Here is a 15,568-nt window from a genome sequence, read left to right on the forward strand (position 1 = left end):
GTGTAATACCACTGGGTGTCTGGAAAGGGTATGAGCCCGACGAACGCCAGCCGGATGGAAGCGGCCTGTTCCCTGCTCGCCGAGTCCGAGCGGCGGTTACTGCTCTACGAGCTCGCGGACAACCGGACCGCCAACCTCGAGGACCTCGTCACCCAGATCGCGGCCTTAGAACTGGACGTCAGCGCCCACGCGCTCGACAAGGAGACCAGACAGCGCGTCTACGTCTCGCTCGTCCACAACCACCTGCCGCGGCTCGCGGATTACGGCATCATCGAGTACGACCTCCGAAGCGGTGACATCGTCCTGGCGGAGGGGTTCGACGACATCAAGCCCCTACTCGAGCAGTTCCGGACGACCGAAGACGACCCCGAGATTCGCGAACGGCCGCCGCTCTGAGACGGCAAGCCGCGGTCGCCACTGCCGGACGGCAGTCGTGCTGACCGGCCTGGCGCTGCCAGAGCCGTATCGCCCTTGAGTCGACATCCGATCGGGCAGAATCGAAACCCCAAGGGTGGCTCGCACCCGAGAGAGCCGCTGTGATCCGGTATCGAAATCTCGGGTTGTTCGTGGCGCTCGCGACGCTGTGGGGTGGTGCGTTCGTCGCGATCAGTGTGGGACTTGACTACTTTCCGCCGCTCCTGTTCGCGGCGTTTCGGTACGATATCGCCGGGCTCCTGATGCTCGGCTATGCAGCGGTTGTCGTCGAGCAGTGGCGACCTCGAGACCTGGTCGAGTGGGCACAGGTCGCCGTCGGTGCCGTGCTGTTGATCGCGGCCTATCACGCGTTTCTCTTCGTCGGCCAACAGCGCACGCCGGCGGCGACCGCAGCCATTCTGGTGAGTCTCTCACCGGTCTTGAGTACCGGCTTCGCTCGGCTGCTCGTTCCCGCCGACGCGCTCTCACCGGCCGGCATGGTCGGCGTCCTCGTCGGACTCGCCGGCGTCGCGGTGATCGTCCAGCCGGATCCGTCGAATCTGCTCGCAGCGGACGCCGTGTCGAAAGGGCTCGTTTTCTGTGCGGCAGCGGCGTTCGCGCTCGGTAGCGTCCTCACTCGCCGTCTCGATGCCGCCCTCCCGATCGAGACGATGGAGGCCTGGTCGATGCTCGGCGGCGCGGTCGTCCTCCATCTCGTGAGCCTCGCGCTCGATGAACCGCTCGAGCCAGCCACGTGGACCCACCCGGAAGCGATCGGCGCGCTCGCCGTCCTCGCGTTCGGCGCGAGCGCGGTCGGCTTTCTCATCTACTTCGACCTGCTCGAGCGACTGGGTGCCGTCGAGATCAACATGGTCTCGTACGTGGCCCCGATCGTGACCGCGATCGTCGGCTGGCTCTATCTCGACGAGACCGCCGATGTCGTGACGCTGGCCGGGTTCGGACTCATCGCGGTCGGCTTCGTCCTCGTCAAGCGTCGGGCGATCCGCCGGGAACTCTTCTGAGGGCTATCAGTCGAGATCGCGAATTCGCCGAACGTCTCGTCGAGCACGAGCAGGGACTCGATCGGCCAACGATCACTCTGCCCGAAGTCGATGCGGAGCACCTATCGGTAGTGGGGATGGCCGACGTACAACGCGAGGCAGTTCCCGACGACCAGACAGACGAACAGAACGGCATCGAACGAGGACGACAGTCCGGTCGCGAGCAGGGGGAGGTACAGAAACGGCATGGCGATGGCCGTCCAGAATCCGACCGCGCGGATCGAGGTGACGAGCCCCGGTGCGACTCGCTCGAGGATGCCGTGGGCGTCGTCACTCCCCTCGCTCGTCGAACTCGAGCCAGCGGATCGCTGGTCGGGGATGGAAGGTGGACTGGCCATCGGGATCAGTGGATGCCATTCCGTTCGTCCGCTATCCAAAATAGCGATGCGACAGTTTCGATCGGTTACGACGGATTCAACGGGATCTGCTGTGCTGAACGAGGCGTTTATCGATCGAAACAGTCGGCTGTCAGCAAGACGGGTCTCCCGCAAAGACGTGATAGTCGCGTTCTCTCGAGGTCACGGTTCGTGGCCGGTTCGATCGGCCGTCGTGTGGGGTGACGACTCGAGCACGACGGTTTCCCCGGCAGTCATCGAGTCCCCGATGTCGACGGCGATATCCTCACGGTCGACCGACGGCGGAAAGAGCAGATCGACGCGGCTGCCGAAGGCGATGTGGCCGATGCGGTCGCCGCGCGCGAGGTCGTCGCCGGAGTCGGCGTAGGGATAGATGCGACGGGCGAACGCGCCGGCGATCAGCGTGACTGCAGCATCGTGGTCCGGGCTGTCCGCACTCGAGGTGTCGACGCTCGTCGCTGCCTCGGCAGGTGCCGACGGCAGGTTCGCCGAGTCGGACGCGAGACGGACGTGGACGCGTTCGTTTCTGTCGGATTCCTTCGAGAACGCGGGCCGGTTCGCGCCGGGGACGTGTTCGACATCGGTGACGTGGCCCGCGAAGGGTGCGCGAACGACGTGGACGTGCCAGACGTTCATGAAGACGCCGAGCCGGACTCGATCGCCTTCCTTGCGGAGGACGGAGACGGTCCCGTCGGCCGGCGAGACGACACCGGTCGCCGGCGGTGTGCGCTCCGGATCGCGAAAGAACGCGAGGGTACTCGCACCGAGCGCGAGCGCGACGAGCGCGACCGTAGCGCTATAGAGAAGCGCGAACGGCGCAGCGAGCAGCGGGACGATCGCGTACTTCCAGGCCCCCGGCGCGAATTTCATAGCAGGGGAAACGAGAGCGACTCGTATGGCCGTTACGGATCGACAACCCGTCGACGTGGCTCTCGGTCGATCACACCGCCGTTCACGGGCTACGACAATCCGGACCTACCGGTCTCGTATGGCGTGGGTTACGAAACGCATGCAGGTCGCTCGGAGCCCGTCTGGCGTCGGCGATCGATACGGCAGCCCTGTGACTCGTGTATTGGAAGGCTATGTCGGACGGCGGTGGTCGATCACGAGAATCGATGCGTTCACCACGGGCATGCTATGTGAGCCGGGTTTTCCCGGCGTTATGACGTATAAGATACTGTTGACAACCGAGAATAACAATATATCGCACCGTGGCGCAAGCGGTCGCCAACAATGAAACGACGCACCTATCTCAGCGCCGCCCTCGTAGCCACTCTCGCCGGCTGCTCGACGTCCGAAGAATCGGACGACAGCCCCAACTCTGACCAGCCAACGGCCCAACTGTTCGACGATTTCGAGAACTTGGACGCGTGGAACGTGCCACTTGGTACGCTTACGGCCGATCGAGAGCGTTCGTACACCGGCTCGCAGTCCGCACGACTCGAGTCGGGGCCCGACAACCAGTTCCGGATCGTCCGGGAACTGGACGAGCCACAGGATTTCTCGGGCATGCGACCGACCATGGCGATGGCGACGGAACACGAGGCCGATATGGTCGTCCAGTTGCTCGACGAGGACGAGAATCGGATGGTCTTCAGACAGCGAATGCACAGCGACACGCCGCTCGTCCACAACAATTTCGGCGTCGATACCGTCGACGGTGAGCCCGACCTGAGCGCGATCACCGAGGTCCAGATCATCCGCTGGACCGCCGACGACGACAAGGGATCGGTCTGGGTGGACGACCTCCGGTTTGCCCCCACGCCGGACCTCGGCAAGGTCATGGTACACTTCGACGGTGGCCACGAGTCCATCTACACGCACGGATTCCCGATTCTCGACGAGTATGGGTATCCCGCGGTGTCGTTTATCGTCCCGGGTCGGGTTCGCGAAGACGAAAGTGCGACGGGCAACCACCTTCTCACCGACCAGATCGGGGAACTGTCCGACGCCGGCTGGACGATCGGCAGTCATTCGATGCACGGCCTCGATCTCACCACCCTCTCGGGCCGTGACCCGGCAACGGAGGTCAGCGACGCGAAAGCGTGGCTCGAGGACAACGGCTACGAGGACGGTGCGCGCTACTTCTCCTACCCGGTCGGCAGCTACAATGAGGAGGTTTTAGAGGCCGTCTCGGAAAACCACAGTCTCGCGTTCGCCGGTCGTTACCCATCGCAAGGCGCTGCGATGAACCCACAGCTCTCCTCGCGAGTCACCGGTCTCAGCGTCGAGGAGGCGCGGACGGCGCTCGACCTCACCGCCGAGCTGGGCGGCATCACGTCGCTGACTTTCACCCGACTCGACGGGAGTTCCCAGTCGGTGCTCCGAGAGACGGTCAGCTACCTCAACGAGTTAGAGTCCGCTGGCGATCTCGAGGTGATTACTCCAAAAGACATGGAAGACTCGTTCGTCGTCCAATGAGTGGTGGCTGAGAGGGGTCCGTATCAATCCCAGAACGACTGGGTTCGGGCGTACTCACGTTCCTTCGAGAGGATATCGCGGTAGAACTCGGCCTCGTCCTCACGCAACTTGTTGATTATCTGGGCGGCGTTGTGCGGGCCGACGCCGCGGGCGGCCATCGCGATGACGGCCTGCTTGCCGTGACTCTGGACGAGACTCGCGGCCCGGAACGCACGCTCGGTCATCGCGCGTTGCTCGTCGTCCTTTTCCTCGGCGCGCACCGCCTGGACGACCTCGTCGGCCCAGGGGTTCAGCGACGCGATCCGAGTCGAGCCACACTCGGGACACTCGGGCTGGTCGGGAACCCGCTTGACCTTCGTCTTCACTTTCCACTCCGTGCAGTGGGTGCACAGTAGGATGACGCGATCGTCCCGAATCCGCTCTTTGACCGTCTCGATCACGCTCGCGTCGGCGTTTTCGGGCGCAAGCAGTTCCTTACCGCCCGACGACCGGCCACCCTGTCCGACCGGCGTGCGACCGCGATGGGTCACCACCGCGAGCTCGCCCGACTGAATCCGCTGGAGCACCGCACTCGCACGCTCGACGTCCAGATCCTCGTGGAACACCTCCCGGATCGCCTCCTCGTACATCGGGGTGTCCTCGAGCGCTGCCAGCAGCCGGTCGTTCGAGATGCGGCCCGACCCCCTGTTTTGCCAGCGTTTGAGCGCGCCGAACTTCGCTGAGACCTGTGCGAGCCGGAAGGCAAGCGCATCCGAGCGCTTGAGCCCGAGTTCGACGATCGCCTCGACATGATCCGGGTCAGTCTCCTCGAGCACCTCGAGTACGTCGCTGGTCGCGATCGACGTCGGCACCTCGAGTTCGATCCGGTAGGGGTCGGTCTCGAGGCCGACCGACGAGCCGGCCTGCTGGCCCAACAGTGCGGAGAGCAGCCGGCCGAGCGTCTCGTTTGCCATGCGGCCGAAGGGCGCATTGAGGACGACGGTCCGGCCCTGGCGCTCGAGAACGAGTCGATCGGCCGTCGGCATCGGTGCGTCGGCGTCGACCTGGCGCTCGAGTTGCGTGCAGGCCTCGGTGAGCGTGTACTCGTCGGACGGATACCGGCCAGCGAGTTCGCGGCCGACTGCAGCGGCGTCGGCCCCCGTCTCGAGTTGTGGCTCGGCGACAGCCCGGATCTCGCCGACCTCGCCGGCGACCGCGGCGGGGACGGGGATCTCCTGGCCGATCCACGAGGGCACCTCGCCGGCGGGGTCCTCGATCGGGCTGACCTTGACCCGAGCCTCCTCGTCGTCGATCTCGGCGATCCGCCACATCTCGCCGCGCTGGATGAACACCTCGCCCGGCTGGGCGAAGTTGACGACGAACCGCTCGTCCAAGGTCCCGATCTGGCCTCCCGAGGCGATGTCGTGGACCTCGTAGGTTTCCTCGTCGGGGATCATCGAGAGATTGGCGTAGACGTACTTCCAGGTGCCGCCGGTGGTCTCGATGCGGTCGTCGCCCTCGTCGAACCATAGGATTCGGTTCCGGTTCAGTTCCGAGATGATTTCGCGGATCGTCGCTTCGGGAACCGTCCGAAACGGATACGCCCGCGTGACGGTCTCGACGGCTTCATCGACCGGCGTATCACCGCGACTCTGGACGATCGCGGGCAACTGATTCGCGACCACGTCCAGACTCCCCTCGTGGATCGCCGCTGGTTCGACCTCGCCGTCGCGGGCCCGGCGAGCGATCGCCAGCGCCTCGAGCGTGTCGTCGGGCCGGGTCGTGACGATCGTTCCGCTCGAGACCGCGTCCTGCCGGTGGCCCGCGCGACCGATCCGCTGGAGGAGCCGCGTGACCTGTCGGGGACTCTTGTACTGGATCACGTGATCGACCTGTCCGACGTCGATGCCCAGTTCCATCGAGGACGTACACAGCAGGCCGTCGAGCTCGCCGGCTTTGAACCGGTCCTCGACGTCGATCCGGGCCTCCTTCGAGAGCGAGCCGTGGTGGACGCCGATCGGAAACTCGAGTTCTTTGAATCGCGAGCCGAGCGCTTCCGCCGTCTGACGCGTGTTGACGAAGATCAGTGTCGACTCGTGGGTCGCGACGAGATCGCGGATCAGCCGGACGTGACTAGCCGTATCCGGCTCGGTCATCAGTTCGCCTGCCAACCGCTCGTCCTCGTCGGTAATCTCCGGCTGACGAACCGTTACGTCGACGTTACTTCCCACGTCGATCTCCCGAATCTCGCAGGGGCGACCGCCGGTCAGAAACTGACCGACTTCGGCGGGGTCGCCGACGGTCGCCGAGAGGCCGATCCGCTGGAACGGCCCCGCGAGGTCCCGGAGCCGCTCGAGACCCACCGAGAGCTGCGCCCCCCGCTTCGAGGCGGCGAGTTCGTGGACCTCGTCGATCACGACGTGAGAGATGTCTGCCAGGGCCTCGCGAAGCCGCTCGCCGGTAAGCATCGCCTGGACGGTCTCGGGCGTCGTGATCAGCACGTCCGGCGGGTTCTCTGCCTGTTTGCCCCGCTGGTACTGGGTCGTATCACCGTGGCGGACGTCGACCGCGAGGTCGAGATAGTCGCCCCACCACTCGAGGCGCTCGCGCATATCGCGGTTGAGCGCCCGCAGCGGCGTGATATAGAGCGCGCCGAAGCCCTCGGGGGCCCCTTCACCGGCGACCAGATGATCGAAGACCGGCAACATCGCCGTCTCGGTCTTCCCGCTTCCGGTGGGGGCGATCACGAGCGTATTCTCGCCGGCCGCAAGCGGCGGGATCGCCAGTCGCTGCGGTGCTGTCGGCTGCGAGAAGCCGCGTTCGGAGAGCGCCCCGCGAACCGTCTCGCCGAGGTGGGTAAACGCCGCGACGTCCCCGTCAGTCATAGAGCCACGGTAGGGACGAACGGCGCATAAGGGCCACGTTTCCGGTGAACTCGAGGGCAGCTCACTCCTCGGAGTCGTCGTCGGCGTCGGCCTCGCCGCCCGGTTCCGTTTCAGCGTCGGTGTCGTCGGCGGCGAGATTCGTTGCGATGTCCTCGTCGACCGCCATCTCGCCCGGTTCGGCCGGCTCGTCCTGTACGTCGGGTTCGGCGCGTTCTGCGATTTCCGCGTCCGAGCGGTCGTCGGTGTAGTCGGCACGCGTCTCCGACTCGTCGAGCACGTCGCCACCACCCTCGTCCCCCGGTTCGGCGGGGTCGTCGCGCTCGGCGTCCGCGCTGTCGGTCGACGGCTCGAGATCGGTACCGCTCTCGGCCGCCTCGTTTCGCGGACCATCCGTACTACTGTCAGGAACGGTGTCGCTGGTTCGATCCTGTATCGTCGCGAGCGGGAGCTCGTCGGAGACGGTGTCTGCGATCTCGTCTTGCACCTCGTCGATGGACTGGGCCGGCACGTCGTCCCGCCGGCCGAGCACGCGTAACACGGCGTAGGTGAACGCGAGCACGCCAACAGCAGTCAGAAGGTGTTTGACGAGTTGGCTCACGGACGACGTGCCGGCCGTCGACTCCGTCTCGGCGGGGTTCGATCGCTCGCAATCGGATTGTCGAAGTCGCATCACGACCGATACGGACTCCGGTGACAAGTCGGTTTGGCGTGCAAAAGCCAGCACCGGAAGGACTCGAGCGGACTCGCTCGCTCGAGCACAGGAGTCTATGACGGTTCCAACCGGTTGTGTCAGGCCTCGAGATGTTCGATCCGGGCGTAGCGGCCGGCCCGCCAGCCGGCGACGATCGCGACGATAGTACCGGCGACGAGTGCGAGCGCGAACCCACCGGCGTAGACCGCCGGTGGTGTCTGCAGGAGTCGCTCGAAGCCGAGTACTGACGCCGAGAAGCGGTTCAAGCCGAGCACGGCAAGTGGCGTCGCCGCGACGGCGAGAAAGCCACCGAGCAGACCGATGACGAGCCCCTGCGTGCCGATCGTGCCAGCGAGCAGCCCGCGCGAGAGCCCCATCGCCCGCAACGCCGCGAGTTCCTCGCGTTGCTGGTGGGCCACGAGCGCAAACAGGTTGGCCGTCAGGACGATCCCGCCGAGAACGGCCAGCCCGACCAGCGTCGCGCCGCTCGCGAGGACGATCGAGCGCTCCTCGAGCATCGACTGCACCTGATTGTCACTGGTCCGGACGTCGTATTCGGGATACTGCTCGCTGAGGTCGGCTGCGACGGCGTCGCGGTCGGCGTCTGCGGCCACGTTGGCGGTGATGAACGTCGCTCGGTCGGTGCCTGACGTTCCAGCGACGGCCTGCAAGTCCCCGAGCGGGACCGTCACCGTCGGCGAGCCCAGATACTGCGAGTAGTACCCCGAGATGCCGATGACTGTGAACTCGTTTGTCGCCGCGGTGTGTCGGCTGGTCCCGATGTAAATCGTGTCACCGACCGAGACGCCCAGCTCGTCAGCGACCTGCGGATCGAGTACGATCTCGCGGCGCTGCGGATCGTCGGGCGGGGGACTGGCGGCCGTTTCTGCGTCGGTGACGAACCCGTGCCCTGCCTCGAAGTCGAACCCGTCGTGGGTCTCCTGGACGCCGACCGCGGGCCGGCGCTCGAGGTCGGACGGATTCGAGCCAATGTACACATCGTACATCGCGATCGGGGACGCCGACGCGATGTCGTCCCGCGCAGTGAGTTCGGCCGCCACGCCGTGTGCGCCGACGATCGGGTTCTCCGTGCCGCTGGCGCCTGGTTCGACGGGGGACCGCGAGATCCAGATATCCCGGTTGGCGTTGTCCAGTCCCTGTTCGCCCTTCTCGACGACGCCGACCCCGAGGCTCGCGAGCACCGTCACCGAGAGCACCGCCAGCGTGACCGCGAGCACGGTCAAGGCGGTCCGGCCAGGGGAGCGCCGGAGCTGTGCGAGTGCGAGCCCGATGACGGCTCGTGTCCGAACGACCGTGCGGCTCACGCTCATCGGCCCACCTCCGCTAGCACGGACGTTCGTGCGGCCACGGCAAGCGGGTAGGGGACGGCAACGAGGCCCGACAGCAGAGCGACGGCGATTCCGTAGGGGACGAACAGCGGATGGAACTGCGCGACCGCGCCCGGCGCGACGGTCATGCCGGCGACCGCGTTGACGCCGGCGATCGCCGCCGCGCCGAGGCCGACACCTACGACCGACCCGACGAGCGTGGTAATCCCCGTCGAGATCGCGATCACAGCGAGTCGGCCACGAGTGGCGATACCGATTGACTCGAGGACGGCGAGCATCCGTCGATCCTCGTCGACGGTCATCCCCATCGTCGTTGCGACGAACGACGCACAGATCGTCACGCCGACCACCAGCGCGATCACGCTGGTCGCAAACGCCAGCCCATCCTCGAACAGCGCGGTCGGATCGGTCGTGCCGGCGACTGCGACCGATGCGTCGAGATAGGCGTCCGTAGCAGCCGACCGCGCGGCGTCGGGCTCGCCCCAGATCACCACCCGATCGGCCAGTTCCCCATCAGCGGCCCCTGACAGCGATTGGAGTTCGCTGGCGTGGACGAGTGCCACCGGCACGCCTGACCCGCCGCCCTCGATCTCGGTGACCGCCGTTACCGTCACCGTTACCGACGGCTCGGTCGACTCAATTGGCCCCTGCGAGACCGCCAACTCGTCGCCAGCGGACGCGCCGAGGCGGTCTGCGGCAGTCCGAGAGAGCACGATTCTATCCGCCCGCGGACCGTCGTACGAGCCGTTCGCGTAGTGTGTATCGCCCGCCTCGAGACGATCTGTCGGCAACCCCGCGACGGTCCGCGGCTCGTCGTCGGGGACGACACCGACGAGCCGAACGGTCTGTGGGTCACCGTTGGCCGCCTCGAGTCTGCCTGTCTCGATCAGCACCGGTGAGGCGTGTGCGACGCCGTCGTGGGTGCGGATCTCACTGGCTCGTTCGTTGGTCGCCCCGAGACGCGGCCCCTCGACACCATCGACGGACGATAACGTACTCTGTTCTTCCGGTGTAATACTGACCGTCGCGTCGTCAGTGGCCGTCACACCGCCATCGGCCAGCGCCAGCGCGATCCCCGTCACGACGAGCAGGAACGCGATCGTCAACGCGACGGCGGCGACGGTCGAGACAATCCGGCCCGCCGTCGTCCCCGTCGCCCGCTTCCACCATCGCGAGACTGTCAGCCCGATGAGTCCGGCCCACCGACTGTGTCGTCGTGTCTCGCCGCCCGCGGGCAATTCGTCGGTCTCATCGGGCATCGTCTACCTGTCCATCACGAAGGGTGATAACGCGATCCGCGACCGACAGCGTGGTCGCGTCGTGGGAGGCGACCACCACCGCGCGATCGCGGCCGATATCGGTCAACAGTTCGAGAACGTCTTTTCCGGTCGCCGTATCGAGTTCGCCCGTCGGCTCGTCGGCGACGATCACGTCCGGGTCCGTCGACAGCGCCCGGGCGATCGCGACCCGCTGGCGCTCACCGCCGCTGAGCTCGCCGGGCAAATGCGTGGTGCGATCGCCAAGCCCGACCGCCTCGAGCAGCGCCGTCGCACGCACTCGCCGATCGGAGCGTGAGATGCCGGCCTGTACGAGCGGCAACGCGACGTTCGCGCGGGCCGACAGCGACGGCAGGAGGTGAAACTGCTGGAAGACGATCCCGATATGGCGCCGCCGCATCCGGGTTCGTTCCGCATCGGACAGCGCCGTGAGATCGGTCTCGCGGACGGTCACGTTGCCGTCGGTCGGCACCAACAGCCCCGCAATCGCGTGCAAGATCGTCGACTTCCCGCTCCCGCTTGGCCCCTCGAGTCCGACGATCGACCCCATCGGCACATCGAACGAGACGTTCCGGAGAGCGGTCACCGTCCGCTCGTCGCCAGACCGGAAGCGGCCGCCGCTCGCTCCGTACTGGTGGGTGACACCCTCGAGGCGAACGGCCATCGTCGAGTCGCGATCGCCCGCCTCGGTCGCCGACCATCCCGAACCCTGCGCAGATCGATTGAACATCCTCACGGGAGTCTCACGACAGGACGATGGGACACCGACTCATTGTTTCGATCCGGTTTACCATACAAGACGGCTGTTACTCGCGGTCCCGCTGCAGACAATCGTTCGTAGTCGGCACCGACACGTGCGGCTCAGCCACTGTCGCTCCCGTTTCAGGCCGTTTAGGAGTTGAAGACGCAGTCGACGAGGGGTAGGGACGCCTTGTCACCCGACCCGAGCCTGAAACGGAGACGTACACGTTAGTGATCGAGTACATTTCCATGCCGTGAACGTTGTTCGTAGTCTGCAGGCGATATCCGACCGAATCGATGTCGAACACTAACACCAGAAATCGATATCGTCGGTCGTACTTGAAATGTGGCCGACATGAGATCGCTCTTCCGTGCTCAAGCAGACGAACACCAGCAGGAGGAGTCGCCGTCATCGTCGATCTGTCTCTCGGGGTCGCAAGAACCGGTCAACACGTTGGTAGCTATCATTTAATCGTCACGTAGGCGAGAAACGCAATGGCGGATAGCTGGAGGGTCCGAAGCACCAGGAGCATCCGTTGTGCGAACGGATCGCCCGTATAGAGCATGTTCGTACTGAAAAAGAAGTACAGAGCGAGTACGTTTTCGGCCAAGAGAACGACGCCGAAGGCCAGCAATCCGAGGATCATCGACGACCCGAACATCCGATAGTTGCGTATCCAGACGGCGGTAAGACCGAGTAACAGCAGGATGCTCACGCTGGACAGGACGGTCGCGATCGCGAGTGTGGGTTCCATCACCATCGGTCAGTTCTCCATTTGATCGATTATCCGTTCGAATTCCGCTTCGTGGCGTTCGAATCGGTCAGTAAGGAAGTAGAGCTTGCCGTACTCGTCCCCACCGGTTTCCGCGATATCGTGCTCGACGAGCTTTTCGAGGTGATACCGAATCGTATTGTACTCGAGGTCGAGTGTCTCGCTGAGCTGATTCGCGTTCTGAGGGCGCTCGGAGAGCGCGCGGATGATCCGCACCCGGTTTTCGCCGCCGCGCGTGCCGACCAGCAGGTACCAGAGCGCCTTCTCCATCTGACGGTGGTCGGGCTTTCATCGAACGACGCTATATATCTAGTCACCCACCGAGAGTCCGGACACTGCACCTCGTCGCTCCGGGTGGACGATTGCGGCTCTAAGGGACTTGCCGTCTGACGGGGAGCGTCCAGCACCCAGCGAGCACCGCCACGAAACCGCCGCCCGTGACGGGTGATGCTGGATGACACTCGACAGTCGCTACTCCGTCCCAACGGAGACAACCGGACAGTTGACCGTCGCCGCGTCCGACTCAAGCAGTGTCGCCGCCGTGGCCGACTCGAGATCGGAGACGCTGTCGAAGTCGGCGTTGTCGTAGATGTGGATCGACCACAGCGGCGAGTAGCCGTCGTCGTCAGGAACCGTGGCGACCACGTTGTGAGTCTGATCGCTCCCGCTTTCGGTCACGAAGCCGGATGGCGGCCCGCCCCCGTCCTCGCTTGGGTTCTCGTTGAACGTGACGTAGATGGGTGACACGGGCACGGACCCGTCGGTCACCGTGAGCGGAGTCTCCTCGAACAGGAAGTAGCTCACGATCTGGCCATCGTACCAGCCTTCGACGAGACCCGTATCGCCCTCGCCGTAGCGCAGCGACGCGGTCGATCCGTCGGGGACGACCGGGCAGTTCTTCAGGACATCTATCGCCGTGATCTCGTACCCACTGTCCTGCAAGTCCTGGACGCTGGTCGCCGTGTTCGCCTCGTAGTCCGCTGGCACCGTCACCTCGTGGACGTGCCAGAAGTCGTTGTACCCCTCATCACCGGGGATCACGTCGATGATGTTGCGTTGGCCCTCGACCGGCGTCTCTTCGCCCTCACGGAAGAGCGCGTAGATCGGCGCCGGGGTGGTCGGTTGGACATCGAAATTGTAGTAGGAAACCACCTCGCCATCGGGGCCGAGTCCCTCCGTCACGAACGGCTGTTGATCGAAGTCGATCGGCTCGTTCGGTCCGGGGAGTTCGTTCCCTTCGGATCGGACCATCAACGTGCCGGCCGCATCGCTGAAGCGGTCGATTCTGGTCCGCGGGGCGGTCGCGGGATCTGTTGTGTCCCCCGTTCCGTCAGTGGCGGTCGATCCACTCCCCGCACAGCCCGCCATCAGCGCCAGGCCGAGCGTGCCGGTCTTTGCGAGGAGTCGCCGCCGCGTTTCGTGTTTGGGCATCGCGTCCTATGTGTGGCCAACGATAGCAATGTACATTTTCCAAAGTCGGACGGAGATCAGCGTCGAGTTCGTAGAACATCTCACTAGAATCTCTCCCACATTCAGTGGCGTAGTCAGTCAGCATCGAGACGATGACTCGCCAGCGTCACACGGCCGACAGTCCATCCGCCAGTCGGCATCCTCTCGGCTGCGTTCGGGTGCCGGTACTTCGCTCGAGTCTCTTGCCGTCACCGGGCGCACGCTGGTCGCCGATATCCGCACACGTCCTGTTCATCGGTCGCGAGCCGTTCGGCGCACCTGGTCGATTTCGACTGCATCTTTTTCTACCGAAGTCGTGCTAAACACTCTATGGAACACGTTTCAGTTCGTGACGTCGACGTTCCGGCGCTCGGTCTCGGTACGTGGCCGATGAAAGGGAAGCCGTGCATGCGAGCGATGACGACCGCGCTCGAACTCGGCTACCGACACGTCGATACCGCCCAGATGTACGACAACGAGGACGCGATCGGGGCGGCGATCGCCGACTCGAGCGTCGATCGTGACGATGTCTTTGTGACGACGAAACTCCGCCGGGAGAACCTGCGACGCGACGACGCGCTTGGGTCGTTTCAGCGGTCGCTCGAGCGCCTCGGGACCGATCACGTGGACCTGTTGCTGATCCACGCGCCGAACCCGGCCGTCCCCATCGAAGAGACGATCGCGGTCATGAACCAGCTGCAGGACGAGAGATTGGTTCGACAGATCGGCGTGAGCAACTTCTCGATCGCGCAGTTGCAAGACGCGATAGCCGCCTCCGAGACGCCGATCGTGACGAACCAGGTGCGGTACCATCCCTACTGCGATCGGTCGGTCCTGCTCGAGTGCTGCCGCGATAACGATATCATGCTGACCGCTTACAGTCCGCTAGCCGAGGGGGAAATCGTTACCGACGAGACGCTGGCCCAGATCGGTGCGAGCTACGAGAAGACGGCAGCACAGGTGGCGCTTCGCTGGCTCCTTCAACAGGAGAACGTGTCGGCGATTCCGAAAGCGTCGTCCCGCGAGCACCTCCGCGAGAACATCGACATCTTCGATTTCGAACTGACCGACGCGGAGATGGACCGCATTTTCGCGCTCTGAGTTGTGCTCGGCTCGTCAGCCGTAGTCGCGACGTTCCGGTGCTCGCATCATCGACCGAAAAGACGAGAGTGACCGTGAGCCGATTATTCGGCGGTGAACCCGAGGTCGTTGATTGTGTCGACCAGTTTCTTGGGGTCGAGGTGATCGTCACCCTCGATTTCGACTGTTCCCTCGATGTAGTTTGCGCTGACGCGCTTGACACCGTCGGCGTGGCGCAGCTCGTGCTGTATCGTGTCTTCGCAACCGTTGCACATCATGTCAGAGACTTGGATCTGGTGGGCTTCTGCTGTTGCCATGATCGAAGAGATGCACGTCAATCACGGATATAAAGCTATCATATGGCGTAAATGCAACACGATCGTCCAAACTTCCTCAGACGAACCCTGCGAAGCGATACTGGGTTGGATAAAGCGACTCATCGCCCGGCTGGTGGTAGCTATTGCGGTAACGGTCCTATCCTGCCTGCTACTGAACCGAGGAATCCGCTCATGACCTCGTCGCGCGTACCCTCGTGCTCGAGTCCACGACCCGATGTCGCCGCCGCGTTCTCCGAGAGGATCCACCGGCCCGCCGGCAGTAGGTTCTGGGAAGACGCTCATTGGCCTCGAGACACCTCCAACAGATTGTGTGAGCCATACTCACAAACGCGACGGAGGTGTCCGTCAGACGATACCACACGTGTCATACGGCCACGACAGTCCGGAGAGTGACGACGCACGTGCCACGTCTCTGCTATGGAATTCGCCAGAGGGCGCGGGGCCGCGTTTTGAGACAGGTTCCAATCAGAATTTGCGGCCGTCTCGAGCGGGGTGAAATCGCAATACGGCGGGCTCTTCGGTGTCTGCTGCGAATCGACAAGAAATGTAGTCCGCCCTCCCCGATTTGAACGGGGGGCAAGTCGATCTACAGTCGACTGCTCTACCAGTCTGAGCTAAGGGCGGGCACTTCGCAGTCAAACGTAGCCGCCGTAGTGCACATAAGGGTTATTATTCGAGACGGTGATAACGTGTCAGCTGTCGTGAGTGGCACCATGATTGATATAGGTGGCGTGATAACACCAGCGCAATTCAC

At 64.4% G+C, this 15,568-nt stretch carries 15 protein-coding genes and 1 tRNA gene; 4 read left to right on the forward strand and 12 right to left on the reverse strand.

Annotated elements, in window-relative coordinates:
- Positions 1-30: 30 nt before the first annotated feature.
- Positions 31-396: a hypothetical protein gene (locus E2L06_RS12865; protein WP_138782019.1), complete on the forward strand. Its 366-nt coding sequence runs from the start codon at positions 31-33 to the stop codon at positions 394-396.
- A 140-nt stretch (positions 397-536) separates the two neighbouring features.
- Positions 537-1,436, forward strand: a complete 900-nt coding sequence (locus tag E2L06_RS12870) for a DMT family transporter (RefSeq protein ID WP_138782020.1) — start codon at positions 537-539, stop codon at positions 1,434-1,436.
- Positions 1,437-1,537: 101 nt separating this feature from the next.
- On the opposite strand, the gene E2L06_RS12875 is transcribed toward E2L06_RS12870, so the two are convergent.
- Entirely contained in the window at positions 1,538-1,813 is a 276-nt protein-coding gene (locus E2L06_RS12875) for a hypothetical protein (protein ID WP_138782021.1), read from the reverse strand.
- Positions 1,814-1,993: 180 nt separating this feature from the next.
- Complete coding sequence (locus E2L06_RS12880; RefSeq protein WP_138782022.1) at positions 1,994-2,701, reverse strand: protein sorting system archaetidylserine decarboxylase; 708 nt, start codon at positions 2,699-2,701, stop codon at positions 1,994-1,996.
- A 363-nt stretch (positions 2,702-3,064) separates the two neighbouring features.
- Here E2L06_RS12880 and E2L06_RS12885 point away from each other — a divergent pair, with 363 nt between their 5' ends.
- Positions 3,065-4,252: a polysaccharide deacetylase family protein gene (locus E2L06_RS12885; RefSeq protein ID WP_138782023.1), complete on the forward strand. Its 1,188-nt coding sequence runs from the start codon at positions 3,065-3,067 to the stop codon at positions 4,250-4,252.
- A gap of 23 nt (positions 4,253-4,275) precedes the next feature.
- Here E2L06_RS12885 and E2L06_RS12890 read toward each other — a convergent pair whose 3' ends face one another.
- From E2L06_RS12890 to E2L06_RS12925, 8 genes are all read right to left on the reverse strand, one after another.
- A complete protein-coding gene (locus E2L06_RS12890) occupies positions 4,276-7,116 on the reverse strand; it encodes a DEAD/DEAH box helicase (RefSeq protein ID WP_138782024.1) in 2,841 nt (946 codons plus the stop codon).
- A gap of 61 nt (positions 7,117-7,177) precedes the next feature.
- Positions 7,178-7,786, reverse strand: coding sequence for a hypothetical protein (locus E2L06_RS12895; protein WP_138782025.1), 609 nt, complete (start codon positions 7,784-7,786; stop codon positions 7,178-7,180).
- Between the two features lie 119 nt (positions 7,787-7,905).
- Positions 7,906-9,138 (reverse strand): ABC transporter permease, encoded by a 1,233-nt coding sequence (locus E2L06_RS12900; protein ID WP_138782026.1) that lies wholly within the window; start codon positions 9,136-9,138, stop codon positions 7,906-7,908.
- On the reverse strand, positions 9,135-10,415 hold the full coding sequence (locus tag E2L06_RS12905) for an FtsX-like permease family protein (protein WP_138782027.1): 1,281 nt from the start codon (positions 10,413-10,415) through the stop codon (positions 9,135-9,137). Before E2L06_RS12905 ends, E2L06_RS12900 begins: the two co-directional genes overlap by 4 nt.
- A complete protein-coding gene (locus E2L06_RS12910) occupies positions 10,405-11,163 on the reverse strand; it encodes an ABC transporter ATP-binding protein (RefSeq protein WP_138782028.1) in 759 nt (252 codons plus the stop codon). Before E2L06_RS12910 ends, E2L06_RS12905 begins: the two co-directional genes overlap by 11 nt.
- 475 nt (positions 11,164-11,638) lie before the next feature.
- Complete coding sequence (locus E2L06_RS12915) at positions 11,639-11,935, reverse strand: hypothetical protein (RefSeq protein ID WP_138782029.1); 297 nt, start codon at positions 11,933-11,935, stop codon at positions 11,639-11,641.
- Positions 11,936-11,938: 3 nt separating this feature from the next.
- Positions 11,939-12,217, reverse strand: a complete 279-nt coding sequence (locus E2L06_RS12920) for a winged helix-turn-helix domain-containing protein (protein ID WP_138782030.1) — start codon at positions 12,215-12,217, stop codon at positions 11,939-11,941.
- Between the two features lie 201 nt (positions 12,218-12,418).
- Positions 12,419-13,378, reverse strand: a complete 960-nt coding sequence (locus tag E2L06_RS12925) for a hypothetical protein (RefSeq protein WP_138782031.1) — start codon at positions 13,376-13,378, stop codon at positions 12,419-12,421.
- A 348-nt stretch (positions 13,379-13,726) separates the two neighbouring features.
- On the opposite strand from E2L06_RS12925, the gene E2L06_RS12930 reads away from it, so the two are divergent.
- On the forward strand, positions 13,727-14,497 hold the full coding sequence (locus E2L06_RS12930; RefSeq protein WP_138782032.1) for an aldo/keto reductase: 771 nt from the start codon (positions 13,727-13,729) through the stop codon (positions 14,495-14,497).
- 83 nt (positions 14,498-14,580) lie between these two features.
- Here the strand turns inward: E2L06_RS12930 and E2L06_RS12935 are convergent, their stop codons facing one another.
- The gene (locus E2L06_RS12935; protein ID WP_138782033.1) at positions 14,581-14,793 is read right to left on the reverse strand and encodes a heavy metal-associated domain-containing protein; all 213 of its coding nucleotides are present in this window, start codon (positions 14,791-14,793) and stop codon (positions 14,581-14,583) included.
- A gap of 571 nt (positions 14,794-15,364) precedes the next feature.
- Positions 15,365-15,438, reverse strand: a tRNA-Tyr gene (locus E2L06_RS12940).
- Positions 15,439-15,568: the final 130 nt, after the last annotated feature.

It is taken from the genome of Haloterrigena sp. H1, from assembly GCF_005938085.1.
Taxonomy (GTDB): domain Archaea; phylum Halobacteriota; class Halobacteria; order Halobacteriales; family Natrialbaceae; genus Natrinema.

Bases quoted from the DNA above. Each gene is read 5' to 3' on its own strand.
- E2L06_RS12865 (WP_138782019.1), top strand. From the start codon at position 31: ATGAGCCCGACGAACGCCAGCCGGATGGAAGCGGCCTGTTCCCTGCTC.
- E2L06_RS12875 (WP_138782021.1), bottom strand. From the start codon at position 1,813: ATGGCCAGTCCACCTTCCATCCCCGACCAGCGATCCGCTGGCTCGAGT.
- E2L06_RS12880 (WP_138782022.1), bottom strand. From the start codon at position 2,701: ATGAAATTCGCGCCGGGGGCCTGGAAGTACGCGATCGTCCCGCTGCTC.
- E2L06_RS12885 (WP_138782023.1), top strand. From the start codon at position 3,065: ATGAAACGACGCACCTATCTCAGCGCCGCCCTCGTAGCCACTCTCGCC.
- E2L06_RS12890 (WP_138782024.1), bottom strand. From the start codon at position 7,116: ATGACTGACGGGGACGTCGCGGCGTTTACCCACCTCGGCGAGACGGTT.
- E2L06_RS12895 (WP_138782025.1), bottom strand. From the start codon at position 7,786: ATGCGACTTCGACAATCCGATTGCGAGCGATCGAACCCCGCCGAGACG.
- E2L06_RS12900 (WP_138782026.1), bottom strand. From the start codon at position 9,138: ATGAGCGTGAGCCGCACGGTCGTTCGGACACGAGCCGTCATCGGGCTC.
- E2L06_RS12905 (WP_138782027.1), bottom strand. From the start codon at position 10,415: ATGCCCGATGAGACCGACGAATTGCCCGCGGGCGGCGAGACACGACGA.
- E2L06_RS12910 (WP_138782028.1), bottom strand. From the start codon at position 11,163: ATGTTCAATCGATCTGCGCAGGGTTCGGGATGGTCGGCGACCGAGGCG.
- E2L06_RS12915 (WP_138782029.1), bottom strand. From the start codon at position 11,935: ATGGTGATGGAACCCACACTCGCGATCGCGACCGTCCTGTCCAGCGTG.
- E2L06_RS12920 (WP_138782030.1), bottom strand. From the start codon at position 12,217: ATGGAGAAGGCGCTCTGGTACCTGCTGGTCGGCACGCGCGGCGGCGAA.
- E2L06_RS12925 (WP_138782031.1), bottom strand. From the start codon at position 13,378: ATGCCCAAACACGAAACGCGGCGGCGACTCCTCGCAAAGACCGGCACG.
- E2L06_RS12930 (WP_138782032.1), top strand. From the start codon at position 13,727: ATGGAACACGTTTCAGTTCGTGACGTCGACGTTCCGGCGCTCGGTCTC.
- E2L06_RS12935 (WP_138782033.1), bottom strand. From the start codon at position 14,793: ATGGCAACAGCAGAAGCCCACCAGATCCAAGTCTCTGACATGATGTGC.